Annotated in this window: 14 protein-coding genes; 8 read left to right on the top strand and 6 right to left on the bottom strand. The window is 44.4% G+C overall.

Going from position 1 to position 21,325, the window contains the following annotated elements; genetic code table 11:
- Positions 1-17: 17 nt before the first annotated feature.
- Together NDI44_RS15055 and NDI44_RS15050 are read right to left on the bottom strand one after the other, a co-directional pair.
- Positions 18-1,394 carry a GH1 family beta-glucosidase gene (locus NDI44_RS15055; RefSeq protein WP_190412275.1) on the bottom strand — a complete coding sequence of 459 codons (1,377 nt, stop codon included), beginning with the start codon at positions 1,392-1,394 and terminating at the stop codon, positions 18-20.
- A gap of 5 nt (positions 1,395-1,399) precedes the next feature.
- Positions 1,400-6,286, bottom strand: a complete 4,887-nt coding sequence (locus tag NDI44_RS15050; protein WP_190412274.1) for a non-ribosomal peptide synthetase — start codon at positions 6,284-6,286, stop codon at positions 1,400-1,402.
- 126 nt (positions 6,287-6,412) lie between these two features.
- Here NDI44_RS15050 and NDI44_RS15045 point away from each other — a divergent pair, with 126 nt between their 5' ends.
- Positions 6,413-7,522, top strand: coding sequence for an alpha/beta hydrolase (locus tag NDI44_RS15045; protein WP_190412273.1), 1,110 nt, complete (start codon positions 6,413-6,415; stop codon positions 7,520-7,522).
- Between the two features lie 70 nt (positions 7,523-7,592).
- On the opposite strand, the gene NDI44_RS15040 is transcribed toward NDI44_RS15045, so the two are convergent.
- From NDI44_RS15040 to rsgA, 4 genes are all read right to left on the bottom strand, one after another.
- Positions 7,593-10,967: a non-ribosomal peptide synthetase gene (locus tag NDI44_RS15040; protein WP_190412272.1), complete on the bottom strand. Its 3,375-nt coding sequence runs from the start codon at positions 10,965-10,967 to the stop codon at positions 7,593-7,595.
- 141 nt (positions 10,968-11,108) lie between these two features.
- On the bottom strand, positions 11,109-11,834 hold the full coding sequence (locus NDI44_RS15035) for a cyclase family protein (protein ID WP_190412271.1): 726 nt from the start codon (positions 11,832-11,834) through the stop codon (positions 11,109-11,111).
- A 196-nt stretch (positions 11,835-12,030) separates the two neighbouring features.
- Positions 12,031-13,644: a ribosomal protection-like ABC-F family protein gene (gene abc-f / locus NDI44_RS15030; protein WP_190412270.1), complete on the bottom strand. Its 1,614-nt coding sequence runs from the start codon at positions 13,642-13,644 to the stop codon at positions 12,031-12,033.
- A 259-nt stretch (positions 13,645-13,903) separates the two neighbouring features.
- Positions 13,904-14,965: a ribosome small subunit-dependent GTPase A gene (gene rsgA, locus NDI44_RS15025; protein ID WP_190412269.1), complete on the bottom strand. Its 1,062-nt coding sequence runs from the start codon at positions 14,963-14,965 to the stop codon at positions 13,904-13,906.
- 503 nt (positions 14,966-15,468) lie between these two features.
- Here rsgA and NDI44_RS15020 point away from each other — a divergent pair.
- The 7 genes from NDI44_RS15020 (at position 15,469) to NDI44_RS14990 (ending at position 21,261) form a co-directional block, all read left to right on the top strand.
- Positions 15,469-16,242: a nucleotidyltransferase domain-containing protein gene (locus NDI44_RS15020; RefSeq protein ID WP_242037040.1), complete on the top strand. Its 774-nt coding sequence runs from the start codon at positions 15,469-15,471 to the stop codon at positions 16,240-16,242.
- Positions 16,243-16,694: 452 nt separating this feature from the next.
- Positions 16,695-16,877: a hypothetical protein gene (locus NDI44_RS15015; protein ID WP_190412268.1), complete on the top strand. Its 183-nt coding sequence runs from the start codon at positions 16,695-16,697 to the stop codon at positions 16,875-16,877.
- Positions 16,878-17,033: 156 nt separating this feature from the next.
- The gene (locus NDI44_RS15010) at positions 17,034-17,666 is read left to right on the top strand and encodes a CDP-alcohol phosphatidyltransferase family protein (protein WP_242037039.1); all 633 of its coding nucleotides are present in this window, start codon (positions 17,034-17,036) and stop codon (positions 17,664-17,666) included.
- Between the two features lie 423 nt (positions 17,667-18,089).
- A complete protein-coding gene (locus NDI44_RS15005; RefSeq protein WP_190412267.1) occupies positions 18,090-19,304 on the top strand; it encodes a hypothetical protein in 1,215 nt (404 codons plus the stop codon).
- A 73-nt stretch (positions 19,305-19,377) separates the two neighbouring features.
- The gene (locus NDI44_RS15000) at positions 19,378-19,557 is read left to right on the top strand and encodes an HNH endonuclease signature motif containing protein (RefSeq protein WP_190412266.1); all 180 of its coding nucleotides are present in this window, start codon (positions 19,378-19,380) and stop codon (positions 19,555-19,557) included.
- Between the two features lie 336 nt (positions 19,558-19,893).
- The gene (locus NDI44_RS14995) at positions 19,894-20,355 is read left to right on the top strand and encodes a hypothetical protein (RefSeq protein WP_190412265.1); all 462 of its coding nucleotides are present in this window, start codon (positions 19,894-19,896) and stop codon (positions 20,353-20,355) included.
- 108 nt (positions 20,356-20,463) lie between these two features.
- Positions 20,464-21,261 (top strand): sulfite exporter TauE/SafE family protein, encoded by a 798-nt coding sequence (locus NDI44_RS14990; RefSeq protein ID WP_190412264.1) that lies wholly within the window; start codon positions 20,464-20,466, stop codon positions 21,259-21,261.
- The last annotated feature ends 64 nt before the right edge of the window (positions 21,262-21,325 follow it).

Genomic DNA, 21,325 nt, shown 5'->3' with positions numbered 1-21,325 from the left:
CACAACTTGCAATTATCCTAAACCACTCGGTTCTGACGAATGCACTCTGCATACCAATTGAAGCTTGCTTTGGGAATGCGTTGTTGCGTCTTGTAATCGACATAGGTAATCCCGAAGCGGCGACTATAACCGTAAGGCCACTCAAAGTTATCCATAAAACTCCAGAGGAAGTAACCTTTCAGCGGATAGCCTTCTCGCATGGCTCGATGAGCTGCCTTCAAATATTGGCGTAAATACATAATGCGATCTGTATCAATTACCTCGCCTTGCGCGTTCAGTTCGTCTTCCGCAGCACAGCCATTCTCAGTAATGAAAATGGGCAAATCTTGACGCCCCAGCGTGTCGCTAATATGGCGAATACCCCAATAAATACTCTCAGGAACGATATGCAGCCAAGGCATATTCATTCGCGGGTAGCCTTTGGGGAAGTCAAGAAACTCGTAACGATCTTTATTGTCCGCCGCACGAACATAACTACCCGTGTATATATTAAGACCCAGTGCATCGAGCGGCTGGTGAATGATTTCTAAATCGCCCGACTGAATATCTGGGGCATCGGCTCCCAACTTCTCAAGCATTGCTGGACTGTAGGCACCCGTAAGGGCTGGAAAAATAATCCCACCATTAAGCCAAGACGTATGGAAAGCTTGCTGAGCCGCTGTTATATCAGCCGCTGATTCGGTGAGGGGAACGGTGACAGAAATATTGTCTACAAGTGCTACAGAACAGGGAAGGGGCGAGGCAGCACGGATAGCTTGACAGCCCATTCCATGAGCGAGGAGGGCATGGTGAGAAGTCTGCCACACTTCTTTGCGAGTTTTGACGCGAGTGCCAGGGGCAAAGGGTGGGTCTTTATCCACATCGTAGGCGAAATCAGTGAAGCAGGGGATTTCGTTGATGGTCATCCAGTTGGTGATGCGATCGCCTAACCGACTGACAACCGCAGTAACATAGTCAGCAAAATCTGAAGCCATCTCGCGGCTGCGCCAAGAACCATACAAATCCTCTAGGGCTTGAGGACTGTCCCAATGAAACAAGGTGGCGTGGGGTGTAATCCCGTGTTTTTGCAAGCAATCAACTAAGCGCTTGTAGAAATCGATTCCCTTTTCATTCACGTTTCCCCGACCATCAGGAATAATTCGGGGCCAAGCGATACTGAAGCGATAGTGCTTGATACCCAGTTTTGCCATCAGTTCTACGTCTGTTTCGTAGCGGTGGTAATGGTCGCAAGCAACAGCACCCGTATCGCCATTCTCAACCCGTCCGGGGGTGGCACTGAAAGTATCCCAGACGCTGGGTTTGCGATCGCCTTCTGTTGCTGCACCCTCTATCTGATAGGCGGAGGTAGCCGCGCCCCAGATGAAATTTTCTGGAAATTGGTCGCTGGTTTTCATCTGGTTCAGGGTTGCTGGTTTTCTTTATTGAGAGAAGATAGCTTCATGCGACGATTTTCACGAGAAATTGGCACTAAGGCTGGGGCTTTGCTTTGAGTATTGGTCTGCTGAAAACTAGCGATCGCTTTCGATAATTCTGCAATGGTCGGTGCCTCAAATACGCTACGCAAATGTAACTCCACCCCGAATGCGTCGCGCACTCTAGAAACAAGCTGAGTCGCTAGTAATGAATGTCCTCCTAATTCAAAGAAATTATCGTGAATACCTACCCGTTTAACTCCTAAAACCTCAGCAAAAATTTTCACTAACACTTCCTCAACCGGAGTTTGAGGTGCAACATAACTTCCTGCCAATTCTAGTTTGACTGGTTCGGGTGCAGGTAAAGCACGGCGATCGACTTTGCCATTAGGTGTAAGCGGTAAAGATTCCAGCACTACAAAAGCCGATGGCACCATGTACTCAGGTAGCTTTTGGGTTAGATAAGTCTGCAATTGAGGGATTAACTTACGGGCTGCTTTTGCTTGTAGGGGATTATTCGCATAAGATTGTAGCGATCGCAATTTATTGCTGAGTGGTAAAGTAGTTTTCTTGCCTATTTCTTTGCTTACAAACACTACATCGTAGCGTCCTTCAGTACCGGAGCTTGACCAGCTAATATCAACGTTGTAAGGGACATCTAGACGATAAAAATCTTCTGGTTCTACTCCTGAATTTTGGAGTTTTTGCAATGCTTCGCGCATCTGTCCCGCCGTTTTAAATTCTGCTGCGCCTGAGAGCCATTCTGCTGTTTTAACTGCTGCTGTTACCCGCGCATTAGGCACATTGGTAATGCTTAAACTTTCTGGTTGGTTATCAATTAATAGCTGATGTACAGCGGAGACGGTTAAGTTATTTTCGTGCCAGTCTAGCGAGGAACCCTTCCCCAGCTCTCCCCGCAACGGGGAGGGAGCCGGAGTATTCTTACTTCCCGCCGCTTCGGGGGGATTGATGTAGGTGCTTCCAGAATCTATTTCTGTGCCAATATGCAGAATCGCATTATAACGAAACTGCGTTAATTCATTGTGGTGATGACCCCGGATTAGTTGAATTTGTACGTCGCTAATCTGGGGAAATCGCTGCTTTAATGCACTGAAGAAAGCTGGATCAATTACTAACTCAGTTTCTTGGAACATTTGCATTTCTACCCGTTGCTGCAACTGTTCGCGGGTGAGGGAGGGTTCCGCTTGATAAAGTTGTACTGAGGCGTGGAAAGCTTGCAGCAGGGGGAGGCTACGCACATCGCCAATGAAGATGAAGCCACCGGGAGCGATCGCATTTATTGCACCCTCCAGTACGCGCACCAGATAATCAATACTGGGAAAATATTGCACTACGGAGTTGAGAATCACCGTATCAAAGGCTTCTGACTCCACTCCCTCAAAGTCAGTCGCCAACTTCTGAAGCAATGTTACTTGAGGTAATTGTGCCAATTGCTCCTGGATGTAGTTAAGTGAAGCCGAGGAAAAGTCTGTCCCACAATATTTATTGCAGTGAGGCGCAATTCTAAACAACAATAAACCTGTTCCACACCCTATTTCTAACACTCGACTCGGTTGCAAATCCAGAATTTCCGCGACCTGGTTATCTACCCATTCACGCATCTGTTCTCCTGGAATCGGTTGATTAGTATAACTGCTATTCCAACCGACAATATTGAATTTTGGATCTGAACTAGCAGCAGGTTGATTATAATTTTCGTTGTAGAGCATCTGCCATTGCGAAACCTGCTCATTTTGCAATTGCATTTCCATCTGCTTCTGTCCGCTGTATTCAGAATTTAGCGCTACATAAGCTACTAAACGCTTTTCCCCTGGTAAATCTTCACGAGTTATTACAACATTTTGCAGCACTGCTGGATTCTGGCTCAGTACCGCTTCAATTTCTCCCAACTCTATGCGGAAGCCGCGAATTTTAACCTGTTCGTCGAAGCGTCCTAAAAATTCGATATTACCATCTAGTTGATATCGAACTAAATCGCCTGTTTTATAAAGACGTGCTTCTGGTTGGTTACTAAAAGGATTAGAAATGAATTTTTCAGCAGTTAAATCAAGACGGTTTAAATAACCTCGCGCTAGTCCATCACCACCAATGTACAATTCACCAGCAACGCCGATGGGAACAGGCTGTAAATATCTATCTAGAACATAAACTTGAGTGTTGGCAATGGGACGACCAATTGTAGGCGCGATCGCATTTCCTGATGATGCTGCTACATCTGCGATCGCTTCTTGCCCCTCTTTTGAAGGGGGGTTGGGGGGATATTCTGGCTTTTTAACAGCAACTATCCCGGAAGTTGTAACAACAGTATTCTCAGTTGGGCCATAATTATTCACTATCTGGAAAGGATATTCAGCCAAAGGATACTGATGTAATTTGTCTCCTCCTGTTAATAAGATTCGTAATGCTATATCTTTAGACCAATCTAATAACAAAACTTTCTCAGCTAAAGGGGTAGGCAAGAAGCTAATCGTTATTGATTTTGATACTAAAAAATCTCGCAGCTTTTCAGGCGATATCCTGATTTCATCATCGGTCAAATAAATTCTAGCTCCTGCACTCAAATAAGGCAAAATTTCCCATGTGCAAGCATCAAATGCACATCCCGCAACCTGCGTTACCCGGTCAAGCGGTGAAACTGCAAATGCTTGTTGATGCCAAAATACTAGATTTAGTAGTCCACTATGTTTAATTTGAACTCCTTTAGGCTTTCCAGTGGTGCCAGAAGTGTAAATAACATAAGCAAGGTTTTCTGAGGTAACGCTGCTGCTAGGATTATCTTCGCTTTCTTGGGAAATATTTTCCCAATCTTTGTCTAAACAAATTATTTTTGAATTTTGATTATTAAGGCGTTTGATATACTGTTCGCGTGTTAATAAAACTGGCACTTGAGCATCTTTAAGCATAAAACTTAAACGCTCAGGAGGGTAGCTGGGGTCTAAAGGTAGGTAGGCTCCACCTGCTTTCAGGATGGCTAACATCCCGATTATCATCTCAAGCGATCGCTCTACGCAAAGTCCTACTAAAATTTCCGCACCGATACCCAATTTTTGCAAATAACGTGCAAGTTTGTTGCTGCGTATATTTAACTCTTGGTAGGTGAGTTTTTTATCTTCAAATACTAGAGCAATCGCATCTTTATTCTGCTCTACCTGTGCTTCAAATAGCTGATGAACACACAAATCATTGGGATAATCTACTTTGGTATTATTCCATTGCACTAACAGTTGATGTAGTTCAGCTTCACTTAATATCGGTAATTCGGTAACTCGTTGCTCTGGATTCGCAACAATGCCCTCTAGCAATATTTGGAAATGTTCCAGCATTCGGTTAATCGTGGCTGCATCGAATAAATCGGTGCTGTATACGACAAAGCCGCTAATTCCTTCTGAGCTATCTACCCCTAACCCATTATTTTCCTTTTGCTCCCACAAGTGGAACTCTAAATCAAATCGCGTTGTTTCTGTATCAACAAATTGCAACGGGCTTAAGGTTAAACCTGGTAGTTCTAGCGCCGACATTGGCGCATTTTGTAATGCAAACACCACCTGAAATAGGGGATTTTGATTCAAATTGCGCTCTGGATGCAGTTCCTCCACCAACTTTTCAAAAGGCAAATCTTGGTGAGCATACGCTCCCAGAGATACTTCTCGCACTTGAATCAAAAGTGAGCGAAACGTTGGGTTTTCACCGAAGTTGATACGCAACACTAAACTATTAACAAAAAAACCAATCAACCCTTCTATTTCGCTGCGGTTGCGGTTGGCAATTGGCGAACCTACTGCAATATCTTCTTGCTGCGTGTAGCGGTACAGCAAGGTTTGAAATGCTGCAAGTAAAGTCATAAACAAAGTTACGCCTTCTTGCTGGCTTAAGGCTTCTAACGCCTTGCTTAGGCTTTTTGGTAGTTGCAAAAGTTGCGTTGCACCCCGGTAGCTTTGAACTGCTGGTCGAGGTCTGTCAGTAGGCAAATTTAAGATAGAAATACCCTCTAATTGCCGCCGCCAGTAAGCAAGTTGGGTTTCCAATACTTCCCCTTGCAACCACTCACGTTGCCAGTGGGCAAAGTCTGCATACTGAATAGGTAGTTCTGGTAAAGGTGTAGAGACGGAAAATTGATCGTCTTTACAAGAAGCAAAGGTGGTGTAAAGTGCCGCTAACTCGCGAATTAGTACCCCCATAGACCAGCCATCGGAGACAATATGATGCAGAACCAGCAGTAGCACATATTCTGACTCATCCAACCGCAGTAGCGTTACTCGCAGAAAAGGGTCTTTGGACAAATCGAAAGGGCGTTGAGCTTCTTGGGTGGTGATGCGTCGCGCTTCGGTTTCTAATTCTCCTAGCCCTTTCAGGGCGGCTTCGCCAACAGAGACGCATCGCGAACGCAAATCTATTACTGGTAGCGGTACAGTTAACGTGGATGCGATCGCTTGTACGGGTTGCCCTTCCACCGTTACAAAAGTGGTGCGTAAAGCTTCGTGACGGCGCACAATTTCGTTAAAAGTCTTCTCCAGGGCTGCTAAATTTAACGAACCGACCAGACGCACCGCTGCCGGAACATTATAGAAAGCATTGTTAGGGACTAATTGATCCAGAAACCACAGCCGCTGTTGTGCAAAGGATAGCGACAGATTTCTGTCCCGCAAAATGGGTGTAAGGCTTATCGGAGTAGCGTTTTTGGTAACGTTAGCTGTCCTTAGAAATGAGAGAATTTCAGCTTTGCGTTCAGCTATCTCTGCACGTAGTTCTGCGGTGAGGCTTCCTTCTGGGGCGTTACAGCGCAGGCGTTCTCCATCGACAAAAACCTGAATATCTAAGCTACGGAGGTAAGATAAAAACTCAACTGTTTTCAAAATTAAACCTCTTCTAGGACACTACCCGCTAGAGGAGTGTACTTGCTATTGACCCGACTGTGGTCTAACCTCGGTATGACGTTGGAAGACAACGCAGTCAACATCCTACCCTAAAGGTTTCTGCTCATGGTGTTCATGCCCCTCAATTTCCTACTCGTATGGCTGGTTGGATTGCTGTCCATCGGGATACTGGGCGGAGGGATTTACATTCTGTATGAGTGGTATGAAGGGGAACTGGTGGGGACATCCTACTTGATAGGCGGACTGGCGATGGTTTTGTGGTCTCTTGGCGGTCGTTTTATCAGCTTGCCGCTGCTGCGTCGCCAAGGTGCTGACGAACCTAAATTGATGCGTACTGGAACTGTACAGCGCTTGCCACGACCGGATGGTAGCGTCCTGCACGTAGAGTTCTATGGGCCTGAAGATGGTCAACCGATTATCTTTTCACACGGTTGGGGACCAAACAGTGCGGTATGGTACTATGCCAAGCGACAACTGAGCGATCGCTTCCGAGTAATAGTATGGGATTTGCCAGGACTCGGAAAATCCACTAGACCCAAAAATAACGACTACTCCGTAGAAAAATATGCCCGTGACCTGGAAGCCGTTGTTGCGATCGCGGGAGACAAGCCGGTTATCCTGCTCGGACACAGCATGGGTGGCATGATTAACCTAACATTCTGTCGGCTGTTTCCAGAACATCTGGGGCGTCGCGTAGCAGGCTTAATCCTCGCAGATACAACCTACACCAATCCGCTGAAAACTTCTATCTTGAGCAGTGTGTTACCCAAATTGCAGAAACCGCTGCTTGAACCATTACTGTACCTCACCATGCTCCTGTCACCCCTCTTTTGGCTGATGACTTGGCTAAGCTATCTCAACGGTTCGCTACACATCAGCGTAGAGATTTCTGGATTTAAGGGGACTGAAACCCGCGGTCAACTGGATTTCGCCGCTTTCTTATCGGCTTTAGGTTCGCCTGGTGTTCTCGCTCGCGGTACATTGGCAATGTTCAATTTCGAGGAAACAACAACACTCCCAACGATTAACGTTCCGGTGTTGGTCGTTTGCGGTGCAACAGATATCGCAACTAAACCTGTTGCAAGCGATCGCATGAAAGCCGAACTACCTCAAGCTGAACTCGTCACGATCAAGCCGGGTGGACACATGGTATTGATGGAGAAGAATCAGCTCTTTTCCGAAGTTGTCAGTGCGTTTTGTGCTAAATGCGGGTAACGCTCAGAACATTTTAGATTACTTGCGCTTGCTGACTCTTGAGTATTTGCAAATGAGATTGTAGAAAGACTTAAAATTCTATTTCTTCTCGCTCATTTTTCGTAGAATTCGTGTTATCCAAACCTTTAGCTGCCCAACACATCGTTTCAATGTGCCTAGCTAAACTAGCTACCGTTGGAGATTCAAACAAGTTGCGTACAGACAACTCTATTTGGAAAGCATCGCGGATGCGGGAAGTTAGCTGAGTTGCGAGTAGAGAATGACCGCCCAATTCAAAGAAATTGTCGTGGACACTTACCTGCTCTTTTCCCAAAACTTTAGCCCAAATTTCGGCTAGCGCTTCCTCAACGCGATCGCGTGGTGCAACATAATCTTCTTTGATATCAAAACTGAGCGTATCAACCGCAGGTAAGGCACGGCGATCTACTTTTCCATTCGGTGTCAGCGGTAGGAATTCTAGCATGACATAAGCTGAAGGCACCATGTATTCAGGTAACTTTTCTTTTAGGAATTGCCGCAGATTGATGCTTGCTGGTGCCTGTTTTTGGTTAGGAACAATATAAGCAACCAAGTGCTTATCACCAGGGATTTCTTCCCTAACAATTACCGCTGTCTCGCTCACTACTGGATGCTGATTGAGCGCCGCTTCAATTTCGCCTAATTCGATGCGGAAGCCGCGAATTTTTACCTGATTATCAATGCGACCTAAAAACTCAATATTGCCGTCTGGTAGATAGCGGGCTAAGTCACCCGTTTTATAAAGTCGTGCTTCTGTTTTCTTACTAAAAGGATTAGAAATAAAGCGTTCAGCAGTTAATTCAGGGCGATTCAGATATTCTCGCGCCAATCCATCACCGCCAATGTACAATTCGCCGAAAACACCAATCGGTACAGGTTGTAAATGAGCATCCAGCAAATAAATCTGCGTATTCGTAATCGGGCGACCAATGGGGATGGATGTTGCTGATTCTGGCACATTCTCCACGCAGTAATAAGAAGAGAATGTTGTACTCTCTGTTGGCCCATAAACATGAATTAAATGCTTCGGCGCGCCTTGCTTAATAACCTTTTTGACCCACCGAGTATCAACAGCCTCGCCTCCAAATAGCAAATAGCGCAAGTTAGCGAAAGCTTGCGGAACATCTCTGGCAATCTGTTGAAATAAAGCGGTGGTCAAAAATAAAATGCTGATGTCTTTTTGTTGAAGTTGTAAGGCAAACTCGTGGGGCGAAAGGGTGACATCTCTGCTAATTCCCGCAAGTTGAGCGCCATTGAGTAACGCGCCCCAAATCTCGAATGTTGCTGCGTCAAAGGAAGTGTTTGAGGCTTGGGCAACTTTATCATCAGGCGACAATTTTACATAATTTGTGTTGCATACCAGCCGATTGACAGCTTTGTGAGTAACCGCAACTCCCTTAGGATTTCCTGTAGAACCAGAAGTGTAGATTACATAAGCTAAGTTCTCGCTGGTTACGCTGCTATTCGAGTTTTCTTCACTTTCTTGGGCAATGATTTCCCAATCCTTATCAAGGGACACAACTGGGTTTGAGAAACCCTCAAAATGCCCAACTAATTTTTCCTGTGTCAGCAATAGTACGGGCGTATCCGTGCCAATAATTTCTGGATTGAAGCCAAAGTTTTTCTGTAGAAATGCTTCGCCCTTACAAGCATCATCAAGCATAAACTTCAAACGTTCTTGAGGATAACTAGGATCTAAAGGCACATAAGCTCCCCCTGCTTTCAGAATGCCTAGTAATCCCACAATTAGGTCTACAGAACGCTCCATACAGATGCCGACTAAAACTTCCGAAACTACCCCCATTTTTTGTAAATAATGTGCTAATTGGTTGCTGCGTATGTTCAAATCCCGGTAGGTTAGAGACTCGATAACCCTTGTCTCTAAATTTTCAAATATTACTGCTATAGAATTAGGATTCTGCTTTACCTGATTTTCAAATAACTGATGGATACACTGATTTTGAGGATAATCCGCCTGGGTGTCGTTTACTTGTATTAATAACTGCTGTCGTTCAGCTTCACCCAATAGCGGTAAATTTGCAACTCGTTCTTCGGGATGATTAACAATCCCTTCAAGCAATGTTTTAAAATGTCCCAGCATTCTAGTAATCGTGGCTTCATCGAATAAATCCGTGTTGTAAACCACTACGCCTCTAATCCCCTCCGAATTCTCCCATTTACCGCCCCATAAGCTCCGGAAATCTTCGGAACACTTCCACAAATGCAACTCCAAATCGAATCGGGTTGTTTTAAAGTCAACATCCATAAAGCTAGGCACTAATCCAGGCAGTTCTAACGCTGACATTGGCGCATTCTCAAAGCCAAATACTACTTGGAATAGCGGATGAATATTTAAGTTGCGCTCTGGATGTAGCTCCTCAACAAGTTTCTCAAAAGGCAAATCTTGATGGCTGTATGCGCCTAGTGTTACCTGCCGAACTCTGCTTAAGAGTTCGCGGAAAGTTGGGTTTCCAGATAAGTCGGTGCGTAATACCAAACTGTTGACAAAAAAGCCAATTAATCCTTCAATTTCGCTACGGTTGCGGTTAGCAATAGGCGAACCCACCGCGATGTCTTCTTGATGCGTGTAGCGGTAGAGTAAGGTCTGAAATGCTGCTAGCAAAGTCATAAATAGGGTGGTGCCTTCTTGCTGCGAAAGCGTCTGGAGCGGATCACTTAGCTTTTTCGGTAACTCTAAAGATTGGGTTGCGCCTCGATAGCTTGCAACAGCTGGTTTCGGTCGGTCAATAGGCAAATTTAGTATGCAAATACCGTTTAATTGTTGTCGCCAGTAAGCTAACTGGGTTTCCAGCACCTCTCCTTGCAGCCACTCGCGCTGCCAATGGGCAAAGTCGGCGTATTGTAGGGGCAGTTCCGGCAGCGTAGAGACGGGATGCATCCCGTCTTTACAAGTAAAGGCTGTGTAGAGGGTTCCCAGTTCCCGAATCAGCACCCCAATCGACCAATCATCACAGATAATGTGGTGCATATTCAGCAATAGAATATGTTCTGTTTCGGAAAGCTGTAGCAGCTTTACTCGCAGCAATGGAATAGAGGACAAATCAAAAGGACGCTCGATTTCTGCTGCTACCAACTGCTGGGCTTGGAGTTCGCGATCGCATTCTGGAAACTGCCGCAGGTCTACTACGGATAGAGGGATGGTTAAGCCGGAAGCCTTAGCGCAACTTTCCGCAGGAATCACTTGTACGGGTTGCCCCTCTAGCACCTTAAATGTAGTCCGTAAGGCTTCGTGGCGACGCACAATTTCGTTAAATGTCTGCTCTAATGCCGCGAAATTGAGCGTACCTTTTAGGCGAATGACTGTCGGCACATTATAGATCGCATTGCCAGGTATCAACTGGTCAAGGAACCACAGCCGCTGTTGGGCAAATGATGCAGGAAAGACAAAAACCTCTTGTTCAGACATATCGATTCTTTCTTTTGCAGCTATCGGGGCGTTGTCGGCATCCGGCGTCATCTATCTTTGCTTTCACCACAAGGGATAATCGCCTATCAAGGTTGATTGAAGGCGCGATCGCGTAAAGTCAATGCGATTTTTGTGCAGGTATCAAGGCACAAAAGCTAACACGGATACAGGTGTCCCAGAACCACCCCGTAGACGTAAAATCCCAATGACTAATGTAGTGCCAGTGGGCGATAACCGATCGAGATTTGTCAGGTTTTCCAATACAATTCCAGCCTTTTTTAGTACCAGGCGGTTGGTGCTAAAGGTTTCATCTTGCCCTGGATCGACGCCATGAGTATCAATTCCCACACCAGCGATCGCGCGTTGTTCGACTAAGAATCGGCTAGTTTCAGCGCCAAACCCCGGAAAGTGAAATTTGCCCTTCTCGTCCTGATTTAAAAAGGCTTTTTTATCGCTCCACTTTTCTTGCCAACCCGTGTATAGAAGTACAACAGTGTTAGGAGAGATAGGATGGTGTTGCTGTTCCCAGTCGAAGACATCGGCTGTTGTTAAAGCATAGTCAAAATTAGCAATAGCTTTGTCGCGGATATCGATAACAATTGCTGGTACAACGAGCGACTGAGCTGGATAATTCTCAATCCCAACCCCATCTTCATAAAAGCTACTAGGTGCGTTGATATGAGTGCCGCTGTGTTCTCCCATCGAGAATCTTCGTAGATAGTAACCATCTTTTTCTAACTCGGCGACTGGCTCAAATTCAACGAGTGGATCGTTTTGCCAAATAGGAATATTTGGCTCAATGACATGACTCAGGTCTACAATTTGGGTGTAATTAATGGTTTTAAGATTATTTGAGTTAGGGTTCATGGCATCTGTTTAATAAACATATCCGACGCCTCAAGGAGTGTCTATAACAATCCTAGTTTAGTTGGGAACTAGCGGTTCAGATACCCGACTTTTCTAAGCATTTGGGTATCTTGCCTTCACAAATCATTTGGACTGCTATAGACAAACAAACTTGCCTATTTAGATAGCACCTAATTTTAGTTAGAGCTGCTTTTGGCTATTCCAGCAATTCTTGATAATATTGTTCTGTCTCATCGGGAAGAAAAACGGTCGTTCGCATCGCCTTATTTTGGATTTTAAAGGCTTTGGTTATCTGAATGCGACTGAGAAAGTCTAGGTCATGAGAAATTACCAAGATAGCACCTTGATACTCTTCTAACGCTTCAACAATTTGAGTAATGGTTTCTAAATCCAAATTGTTCGTTGGTTCATCCAATACCAGCAACTCAATTTCTGATACGCTAATCATCGCCAGGGCAAGTCTTGCTAGCTCTCCTCCACTCAAAACATCGGCTTTTTTATTCACTTCATAATTAAAAAATAAAAAGTGTCCAAGCTGCTGTCTGACAAGTTGATACTCTAGGTTGGGATTAGCTACTTGCAAATTTCCTAAAATTGTATTTTCCCTATCGACAAACTCGTAAGTTTGGTCAAGACATACAACTTTTAAACGGGGAGCAACTGAAACTTTTCCCGATTCAAGAATTGCTGGAGAATTTTCTCGATGAATGCCCAAGACTGCCCTAATTAAGCTTGATTTTCCCGATCCATTAGCCCCAGAAATAGCAACTCGCTCACCGGATGCTATGTGCATCTGTATATTCTTGATGAGAAACTGATTTCCAATCTTCAGATTTGCTCCTTGAATGTCAATTAAGCTTCTCCCCTTTTTACTCCTTTCTTCTTCAAGGCGAACAATGGCAACTGGATTTGTCCTAATTTTGGCAGATTCCAAATTTTGTGTAGCTTTAGCGATAGCCACCTCATGTTTTTTTGAGGCGCTTCCAGCACTTGCTGATGCTCGATTCTCGAAGAATCTTCTTGCAGATTTTCCCATACTTCTATCGTGAGCTTGTTTACGCCCTTCTCTTTGGGATTTTCCTGCTCGTTTCTCTTCTTGCAAAGACGCATCAGTTGCCTGCTTAAGTTCTTTTTTGGCTATTTCTCGCGTCCTCAAAGCTACCTGAAATTCAATTTCTTTTTGTTCCTTGTAGCCGGAAAAGTTACCGCCATAAACCTTCACTCCTAATGGTGTTAACTCCCAGATGGTGTTGACGACTTGATCTAGGAAAAAAGGTTTGTGAGAAACAAGGACAAAAGGTTGCTTCAATTCTTGGAGGAAATGCTTTAGATTCTCCAAAGCTAAGAAATCAAGATGATTCGTGGGTTCATCTAGGAGTAGTACGCTTGGGTTTCTGTATAAACCAATTGCCAGAAGCAGTTTAGTTAGCTCTCCGCCACTCAAACTGCTAACGGGTAGCGAAATATCTACTGAAGTTTTTAACTTCGCTTCTAACAGGTTACTAATTTCCCACCAATCCTCTGAAAAATAACTTAAAAAATCAAAAACAGTCGCGCCTTGGGTTGACTGGATAAGGGTGCTAATTTGTGGAAGGTAATAAACAGTACCCTCACGACTCACAGAACCGGAACTAGGCTGAATTTCACCCGCTAGGATTTTGAGTAAGGTTGATTTTCCTACCCCATTAGCACCGACAAGCGCAATTCTATCTCCCTCATTCACTGTGGCTTGAACATTGGTAAATAAGGTTTGGTCGGAAGCGAGTTCGTAGCTAATTTGTTCGGCGGTTAGAAATGATTTTTTTTGCATATATGCTGAATCCTGGGTAATTAGAGTACAGATGATGATTTTTTGTTAGGTTCTTCATGGCTATTTCCAAAATACTGAGTGTTGATAAAAAACGCTGGCAAGTCAACTCACGGCTACACGAATTCAACTGCCTATGCAGAATTGAGGCCTTGAAACTTCCAAGTTTAACTTGGAAGTTTCGAGACTCCACTTCCCAATCCTTACTGGCTGCTCCTAGAAGTTAACGCTTTTTTGCTGGCTAAGATAATGACTTAGCTGCTTAGCGTTTTGGATTGTTTCTTAGAGCTTTATGGATTTTTTTCCATTTTTCCTTCTCGGCTAAAGACGCTTTTTGATCTTGTTTCCGGTGATTGTATTCAAGCTCTTGTTGAAGTTTTCGGTAGTTCCGGAAACGTTGCTTATCTAGAATGCCATCAAGCAAAGCTTGTTGCACTGCACAACCGGGTTCTGCTTCATGTTGGCAATCGCGAAAGCGACACTCTGTAGCAAGCGTATTAATATCAGTAAAGGTTTCCTGAAAGCCTTCACTTCCATTCCACATCTGAATTTCTCGCATTCCCGGAGTGTCCATCAGCAAACCCCCAGAAGGCAAAATAATTAACTCTCGATGTGTTGTGGTGTGGCGGCCTCGATTATCTCCTTTGCGTACTGATTGAACTGCTTGAATGTCCTTTTTAGCTAATTGATTGGTAATCGTCGATTTCCCGACTCCCGAAGAACCAATTAGTGCTACGGTTTGCCCCGTACCGAGATAGGGACTCAAGGCATCGAGTCCTTGGTTCTCAATTGCACTCAAGCTAATAATGGGTACGCTAGGAGCGATCGCTTCTACTTCCGTTTTTCGTTGCTCAACTTCATCGCACAAGTCGGCTTTATTCAGAATGATGACTGGATTCGCTCCACTTTCCCAAACCAAAATTAGATACCGTTCGATTCTTCTAAGATTGAAGTCTAGATCCAATCCCGAAACCAAAAACACCGTATCAATGTTGGTGGCAATTATTTGCTCATCTGTTTGTGCGCCTACAGCTTTTCGAGAAAATTTGCTTTTTCTGGGCAAAATTTCATGGATTTTTGCTCTTTCTTCATCGTCAATAATGCTAACGACTACCCAATCTCCGACCGCTGGAAAATCTGTTCGTGTGTCGGCTTGGTAACGCATTTTCCCCGTTACTTCTGCCGACAATTCTCCTAACTCGGTGTAGAGAAGGTAGGTATTTTTTTGCTCAAGAGCAACTCGACCAACCGTATATCCTTGTTGAAAATAGCTGTCAAAGTTTTTTTCAAAAAAACGATTCCAGCCCAACAACTCTAAATTCATTGAAGTTTCCTCTATGGGTGCGGTTAGAGACCGCCAAACTCACAGAGGAATCGCGTAAATTATTCGCTTACATCAGAATAATTAAATGAAAAGCTCTGTGAGGATGGGGTGTTGCGTCTGAATGGTTGTGGCGGTCTTAACGGCTACACGCTCTAACATAATTCTTCCTCCTGAGATACTTTTCAATAATTTCCCGGTTAAGGGAACTGTAGTATGATACTACAAGCAGTTGCAATTGGCTGAAGGTAGTTTACAAAACTTACCAACGCACGCCAAACTGTTGTATTCCATCGCGTTATTCGCTGAGCTTATCTTATTCGCGCTTGTTGTCCTGGGAAATCACCCGATCGGGTGAGTCGGGAGGATGATAATCCTGTTGAGATTTTAGTTCTGCCCTGAAATAAATTACCCTACGCTACCCTTAGGAAAGGCTAACGCGAACGGGAACGCTTACGGCGAACGGGCTAATCGCTAAAGGCTTAAATTTTCTACATATTTTATACATGATGATGAGAGGAAAAATTCTTGAAACGCTGATTAATACCTTACAGCCAATTGATTTTGTTTTTGCTTTCTGGCAAGGAGGTTCGGCTGCACATGGCTATACAGATGAGTGGTCTGACCTCGACATTCAGGTAACTGTTGAAGATGAGCGCGTTGAAGAAACGTTTTCTATTGTAGAAACTGCTCTAGAAACTATTTCTAAAATTCGATTTAAGTTACGAGTTCCCGAACCGACTTGGCATGGTCACTCACAATGCTTTTACCAATTAGAATCAGCAAGTCCGTTCTTAATGATTGATTTTGTGCTAATGAAGCGGAGTAATCCCAATCATTTCCTAGCGTTGGAGCGGCATGGAAATCTAGTCGTTGCCTTTGATAAAGCTAATCTTATTGTTCAGACGAATTTGAATCAAAGCGAACATTTAGAGGAAATGAAAGCAAGATTAGAGATTCTAAGAAGTAAATTTGATTTTCTGCAAGTTTTTGTAAATAAAGAGATTAATCGTGAGCGGTTTGTGGAAGCGATCGCTAATTATCACAACTACACAATGCAACCTTTAATAGAAGTTTTGGGAATGGTATATCGACCGAACCGATACGATTTTAAAACAAAATACTTTAGCCGAGACTTTCCGCCAGATGTAATCGCTAATGTGTCATCCCTTTATGGCATAGAAAATCTTGCTGACCTTGCTGAAAAACAACAACTTGCCGAGAAGCTTTTTGCTGAAGCTACGCAGCAGGCTGAAACAAAATTATTCGCTCCGCTTTAACAAATGCAAGCTTAGCTGCTAACCGGATAGATGGGACATTCACAGAATTACTCCGCCTCAACCCCCAAATGATTCGTGAAGGTAAGATCCTTGACTTCTCTACGTCGGGGATCTCAAGCGCTGGTTACAACTCAAATACGATTGCTATATCAGAGCGATCGCTCTCCTTGTGATGAAATTCGTTCGTGATAGAGAAAGCATCATGGAGAGGCTCCGAAAGCGATCGCCTTTGCCAACGCCTAGAAAAGGCGAAAAAGACTTCACTATTTCCGCAAGGGATCGGCCAATTCTGCAACTGACCCCTTCTCAAGGCGCAGCGGCTACGAGAAAACTAGGTTTACAGCCACCAAGCAGGCGTACTTTTCAAAAACTGGTAAGCGATCGCTCCCCGTAAATCTGGATTCCCATAAAACTAAGGGTAATCGAGAACTTCACCCCCCAGGCATCTACCAATGATGGAAATCCTAGCTTACCTCCACACTGCGCTCGCCTACGAAACTGCAACCCGCAGACCCCTCAACCGCTTGGAACGCTACGAACCACTTCCTTTGCCTTTAGGGACAAGCGCGAGATCCAGTGATGTAGCAGCGAATGAGCAGTACGAAATGCAAGCGATAACGGTGCTTCCTTTTTAGATATAGCCATTAATTTTTCGACTCCTACACATAAGCTTCTTCTTAGCCCTCCTTTTTTAAGGGGGTTGGGGGGATCTGATGTGTAGCTTCACAAAAGCGAAATGGAATTAGCGATCGCGTCTTTATCATCACACGCTTACTTATGCCCTCAATAACATGAACAACGTAAATACAATCGAACACTCCCAACGCGATCGCCAAAAATATTCATCCTTGATTCTGCAATCTCTTCCCATTTCACTGGTCATTATCCGCCTCTGCCTAAGCCCTTTGCTATTATGGGATGCCCTTGACGGTACAACCAGTCCCTGGTTCATTTTTAGTTTTGTACTTGCCTTTCTTTCAGATATTTTTGATGGCGCGATCGCCCGTCGAATCGGTGTCAGTACCGCTGCTTTGCGACAAGCCGATAGTTTAGCTGATGTTTGTCTTTATCTATGTATCGGAATTAGTGCATGGTTAGTGCATCCTGATGTTATAACTGCCTTCTCACTACCATTGAGCCTCATAATCTTGATGCAATTAATCTGGTTGGTAGTCAACTTAGCAAAATATGGAAAACCTGCCAGCTATCACACTTATTCAGCCAAAGCTTGGGGAATAACACTATTCATCGCCACAATTGCCCTATTCAGTTTTAACTATGCTGGAGTTACGCTATTCATGATGATTGCTGTAGGTTGCATTCACACGCTAGAAGAAATTGCCATGACACTAATTCTTCCGGATTGGACACACGATGTCTTGAGTATTGTTCATGCGCGAAAGATAGTTTCTTATAAAAAATAGTGCTTTCAACCTAAGAAGATAGGTAGTTGATAAGACTTTTAGAATCCCTGTAGGCGGGTTTCCTGAATATAGCTGCGACTTTAGCTGCCTAGATAATATCAGTGGTTTCAGTTTTTGAAACCACCACTTTAGATGCCCTAATCACAATGTTATAAAAATAGTAGCAAATCTCCCGACAGTATTAAAAGTTGCGGTTATGGCAATCTGATTTTAGTTTTATTTTTATAAAGTGCTTTGAGTGCGTTCAAAATCTAGAAATGCACTCAAAGCCTTGTGCTAACGTGCCTGTAAAGCCTAGAAAAAATTTAGTTTGGAACATAGGTTTTTCAGCCACGTCTCAAATGATGGTATGAACTTCAAGCAAACATCAAACTTCTAAACTTTAATTCGAGTGGCTTTGGAGTAGCCTTAATTGTGGAAAGAATGACTCAAACTAAAAATCCTAAAAAATGGCTAGTTGCTACTTTAATTTTGTTAACTAGCAGCTTGTCTTTATCTTTATGTACTGCTTTAACCTTAAAAGAAGCTGCTGTTGCCGATCCCGTCAAACAAGTATCTAAGAAAGAAAAGTTACCGTCTTCCGTTGCCAATGCCATTTTGCGAATAGCATCTCAACGCACGGGATTACAAGCGTCGCAACTACGCATCATTAAGTATGAACAGATTTACACCAACGGTTGTTTAAATCTGCCGCGTCCGGCTGAAGGCTGCACCAAAATTAATATGCCTGCGTGGGAAGTCACTGTAAAAGCTAGGCAACAAAGCTTAGTTTATCGAAGCGATCGCAACGGCTCCCGGATCAGATTAAATGAAGCTGCTAGCAGCATCGTTGATGCCAAATTGCCTAAATCTGTTGTCAGTGCCGTTTTGCAAGATGCCACCCAAAACTGGGGACTCCCGGCGAACACCGGACGCATTGTGAATGCGAAGCAGACAGGGTGGGCGTATGGTTGCGAAGTTTCGACTTTTCCCCATCCCTGCGATCCAGTTGTCGTGGAGGGCTGGCAAGTCACCGTAGAAAGCGGGCAAAAACGCTGGATTTATAATACTGACAAAGTGGGTTCCCAGGTTCAGCTTTATCAAAGGGAGAGCCAGCCAAACGAGGCGAAAAAATTACCTCCTGCGGTTGCTGAGCAAGTTTTAAAGTTAGCATCCGAGCATTTAACCTTACCAATCTCCCAACTTTTGATTACACAAACTCAACAGCAAACTTGGTCTAATGGCTGTTTAGATCTTCCAAGTCCTGTAGAGCGGTGCATGAGCGCTCAGACACCAGGTTGGCAGGTAACGGTGGAAGGCAAACCGAAGCAATATCAGGTCTATCGTACTGATAAATCTGCTGAGCAAATTAGGACGGAAGCAATAGGCGCAATGCCGCCACGCAAAGACTCTTTACCGAATTCCATTGCCAAGGTGGTATTGCAGGATGCTAGTAAGCAATTAAAAGTACCAACTTCTCAGTTATACATCCTCGAAGGTCGAAGTCAGATGTGGTCAAATACCTGTTTTGATTTGCCTGGTACGGAAAATAGCTGCGCTCAAGCAATGGTCGCAGGTTGGCGAGTCGCTGTGGATGGCAACGGGAAAACCTTAGTTTATCGCCTCGATCGATCGGGTTCTCGGTTCAAAGTCGAGTGATTTTGTCGTTGATTTGGGGATTAGGTGGATGCCTAAACCAGGTAGTTAGCTTGATAGTAGGTGCAGGAGCGGATTGTCCTTCAAGGATGGAGACTTGCTGGACACTGACCATATCATCCCTAAAAACAGAGGGAGTAACGATACCCCTGAGAATCTACAGCTACTTCACCGACATTGCCATGATGTGAAAACAGCCCTTCGACGATTGGGATCTTCGGCTAGTAGTGTGCATGATCAGCCGAAGATCCCGTGAGGAGCCGGAGGAAGCGAAAGTTTAATACTCAACACGTCCTGCTACGCTAACAAGCCTCACTTTCACGCCCTGGCTGCCTGACAAATCATTCCGTGTAGGTTGGGTTGAACAGAGTGAAACCCAACAGCAGCCTGTATTTCGTTTAGTTTTGCTCCCGCCTCAAGCCAACCGATGACTCTTCTAAGGGTTTCAAGAGCTTTGGAGAGCCTTGCAGGTTTCACACCATAGTTAGATATTTCAAAAAAAACTAAAGCGTTGTCCCTTCCGCACTAGACTTTTGATCCGTATCAGATTAAATTGAAACTACGGTAAATCTAGCGGGATAGTGGATTTTACATGGACAACGCTAAAAGACCCAGTAGTGAGCTGACCCTCGCAGGGCAAGTAACTCCTGAGCATTTGCAACCAGCGGCTCAACAAAGTTTCCAGGAAGGTTGGTTCAAAAAGCTCAGAGGCGGATTCCTTCTGGTCATTGGATATATGCTGTCACCACTATGTTGGTGGAATGACCTGTTTTTCAATCTGCCAATTGCTTATTTTTTTGGGTATATCTGTAGTTGGCTTTCCCCAGATTTACTTCTGCCTTGCTCAATCGTCGGGTACTGGCTCTCTAATATTGCGGGAATTCTCTTGATGCAAGTAGGGGCTGTCGATGTTTTTAGTAAGGAACCCGCTGAGCGTAACTGGAAAAAAGAGTTATTGACAGGTGTAGTCTCCTCAACCGCTTACACTCTGGTCATTCTGGCATTGATACAGTTTAAGATTCTCGATGCTCCTGTCTTATTCCCCGGTGGCTAAGGGGGATTTATGGGCGGCGAATGTTGCTTAATCGCCGCTAGCACTAAGGTCAAAGTTTACTTTTAGTTAGAGATTCAGCATTTTAATTGCCTGTATCAGGACAGCAGTATGGACTATCTATTACTACCGTTCCTCAGTTTTGTCGTGGGTATCATTGTGGGTTTAACGGGAATCGGTGGAGCATCTCTGATCACTCCGATGTTGATTTTTGTGTTCCACGTTCCACCTGCGATCGCAGTCAGTTCCGATGTAGTAGCTGCCACCTTGATGAAGGTGATCGGCGGCTTTAAACACTGGAAACAGCAAACGCTTGACCTGCAAGTTGTCAAATGGCTGGCTTGCGGAAGTGTTCCTGGCTCACTAACCGGAGTAGGGATTTTATACCTGATTAAGCTTAATGCAACCTTAGACCTAGATTACATTCTGCTACGTGCGATCGGGTTTATGATCCTGCTTGTCACTTTGTTGGGACTCGCACAATTGTCGCTGAAAACTTTTTTCCCGAAGTTGCAGTTACCTGAACCGCCTAAGTTTGATTTAAACACTCAGATGGGTCGAATTTCGACCCTCAGTGTAGGAGCATTTTTAGGCTGTCTGGTAGGATTAACTAGCGTGTCGTCTGGTGCGATGTTTGCAATTGTGTTGATTACCTTTTTTCGCCTCGACGCGCGTAAATTGGTAGGCACAGATATTTCACAGGCAGCGATTTTATTGGTGTTTACTTCCCTTGGACACCTCTGCCTTGGGACAGTCAATTGGAGTTTAGTATTGCCAATTTGGTTAGGGACAGTACCAGGGGTTTTGCTAGGGGCTAAACTCTGCAAGGTTACTCCTCAAGGCGCGCTTCGGCTGGTAATTTATGTGATTTTAGCAGGGGTAAGTTGGAAGTTAGTTTATCAAGCGTGATCTGAGTTTGATTTAATATCTGATAGCAAAGATATTCCCCCATCAGGGTGCTACTTTTTTTTTA

Origin of the sequence: Trichocoleus sp. DQ-A3 (genome assembly GCF_039961975.1) — a bacterium.
Classification (GTDB): domain Bacteria; phylum Cyanobacteriota; class Cyanobacteriia; order Cyanobacteriales; family FACHB-T130; genus FACHB-T130.
The sequence above is the reverse complement of the archived record's forward strand: the minus strand, read 5'-3'. Positions and strand labels throughout refer to the sequence as shown.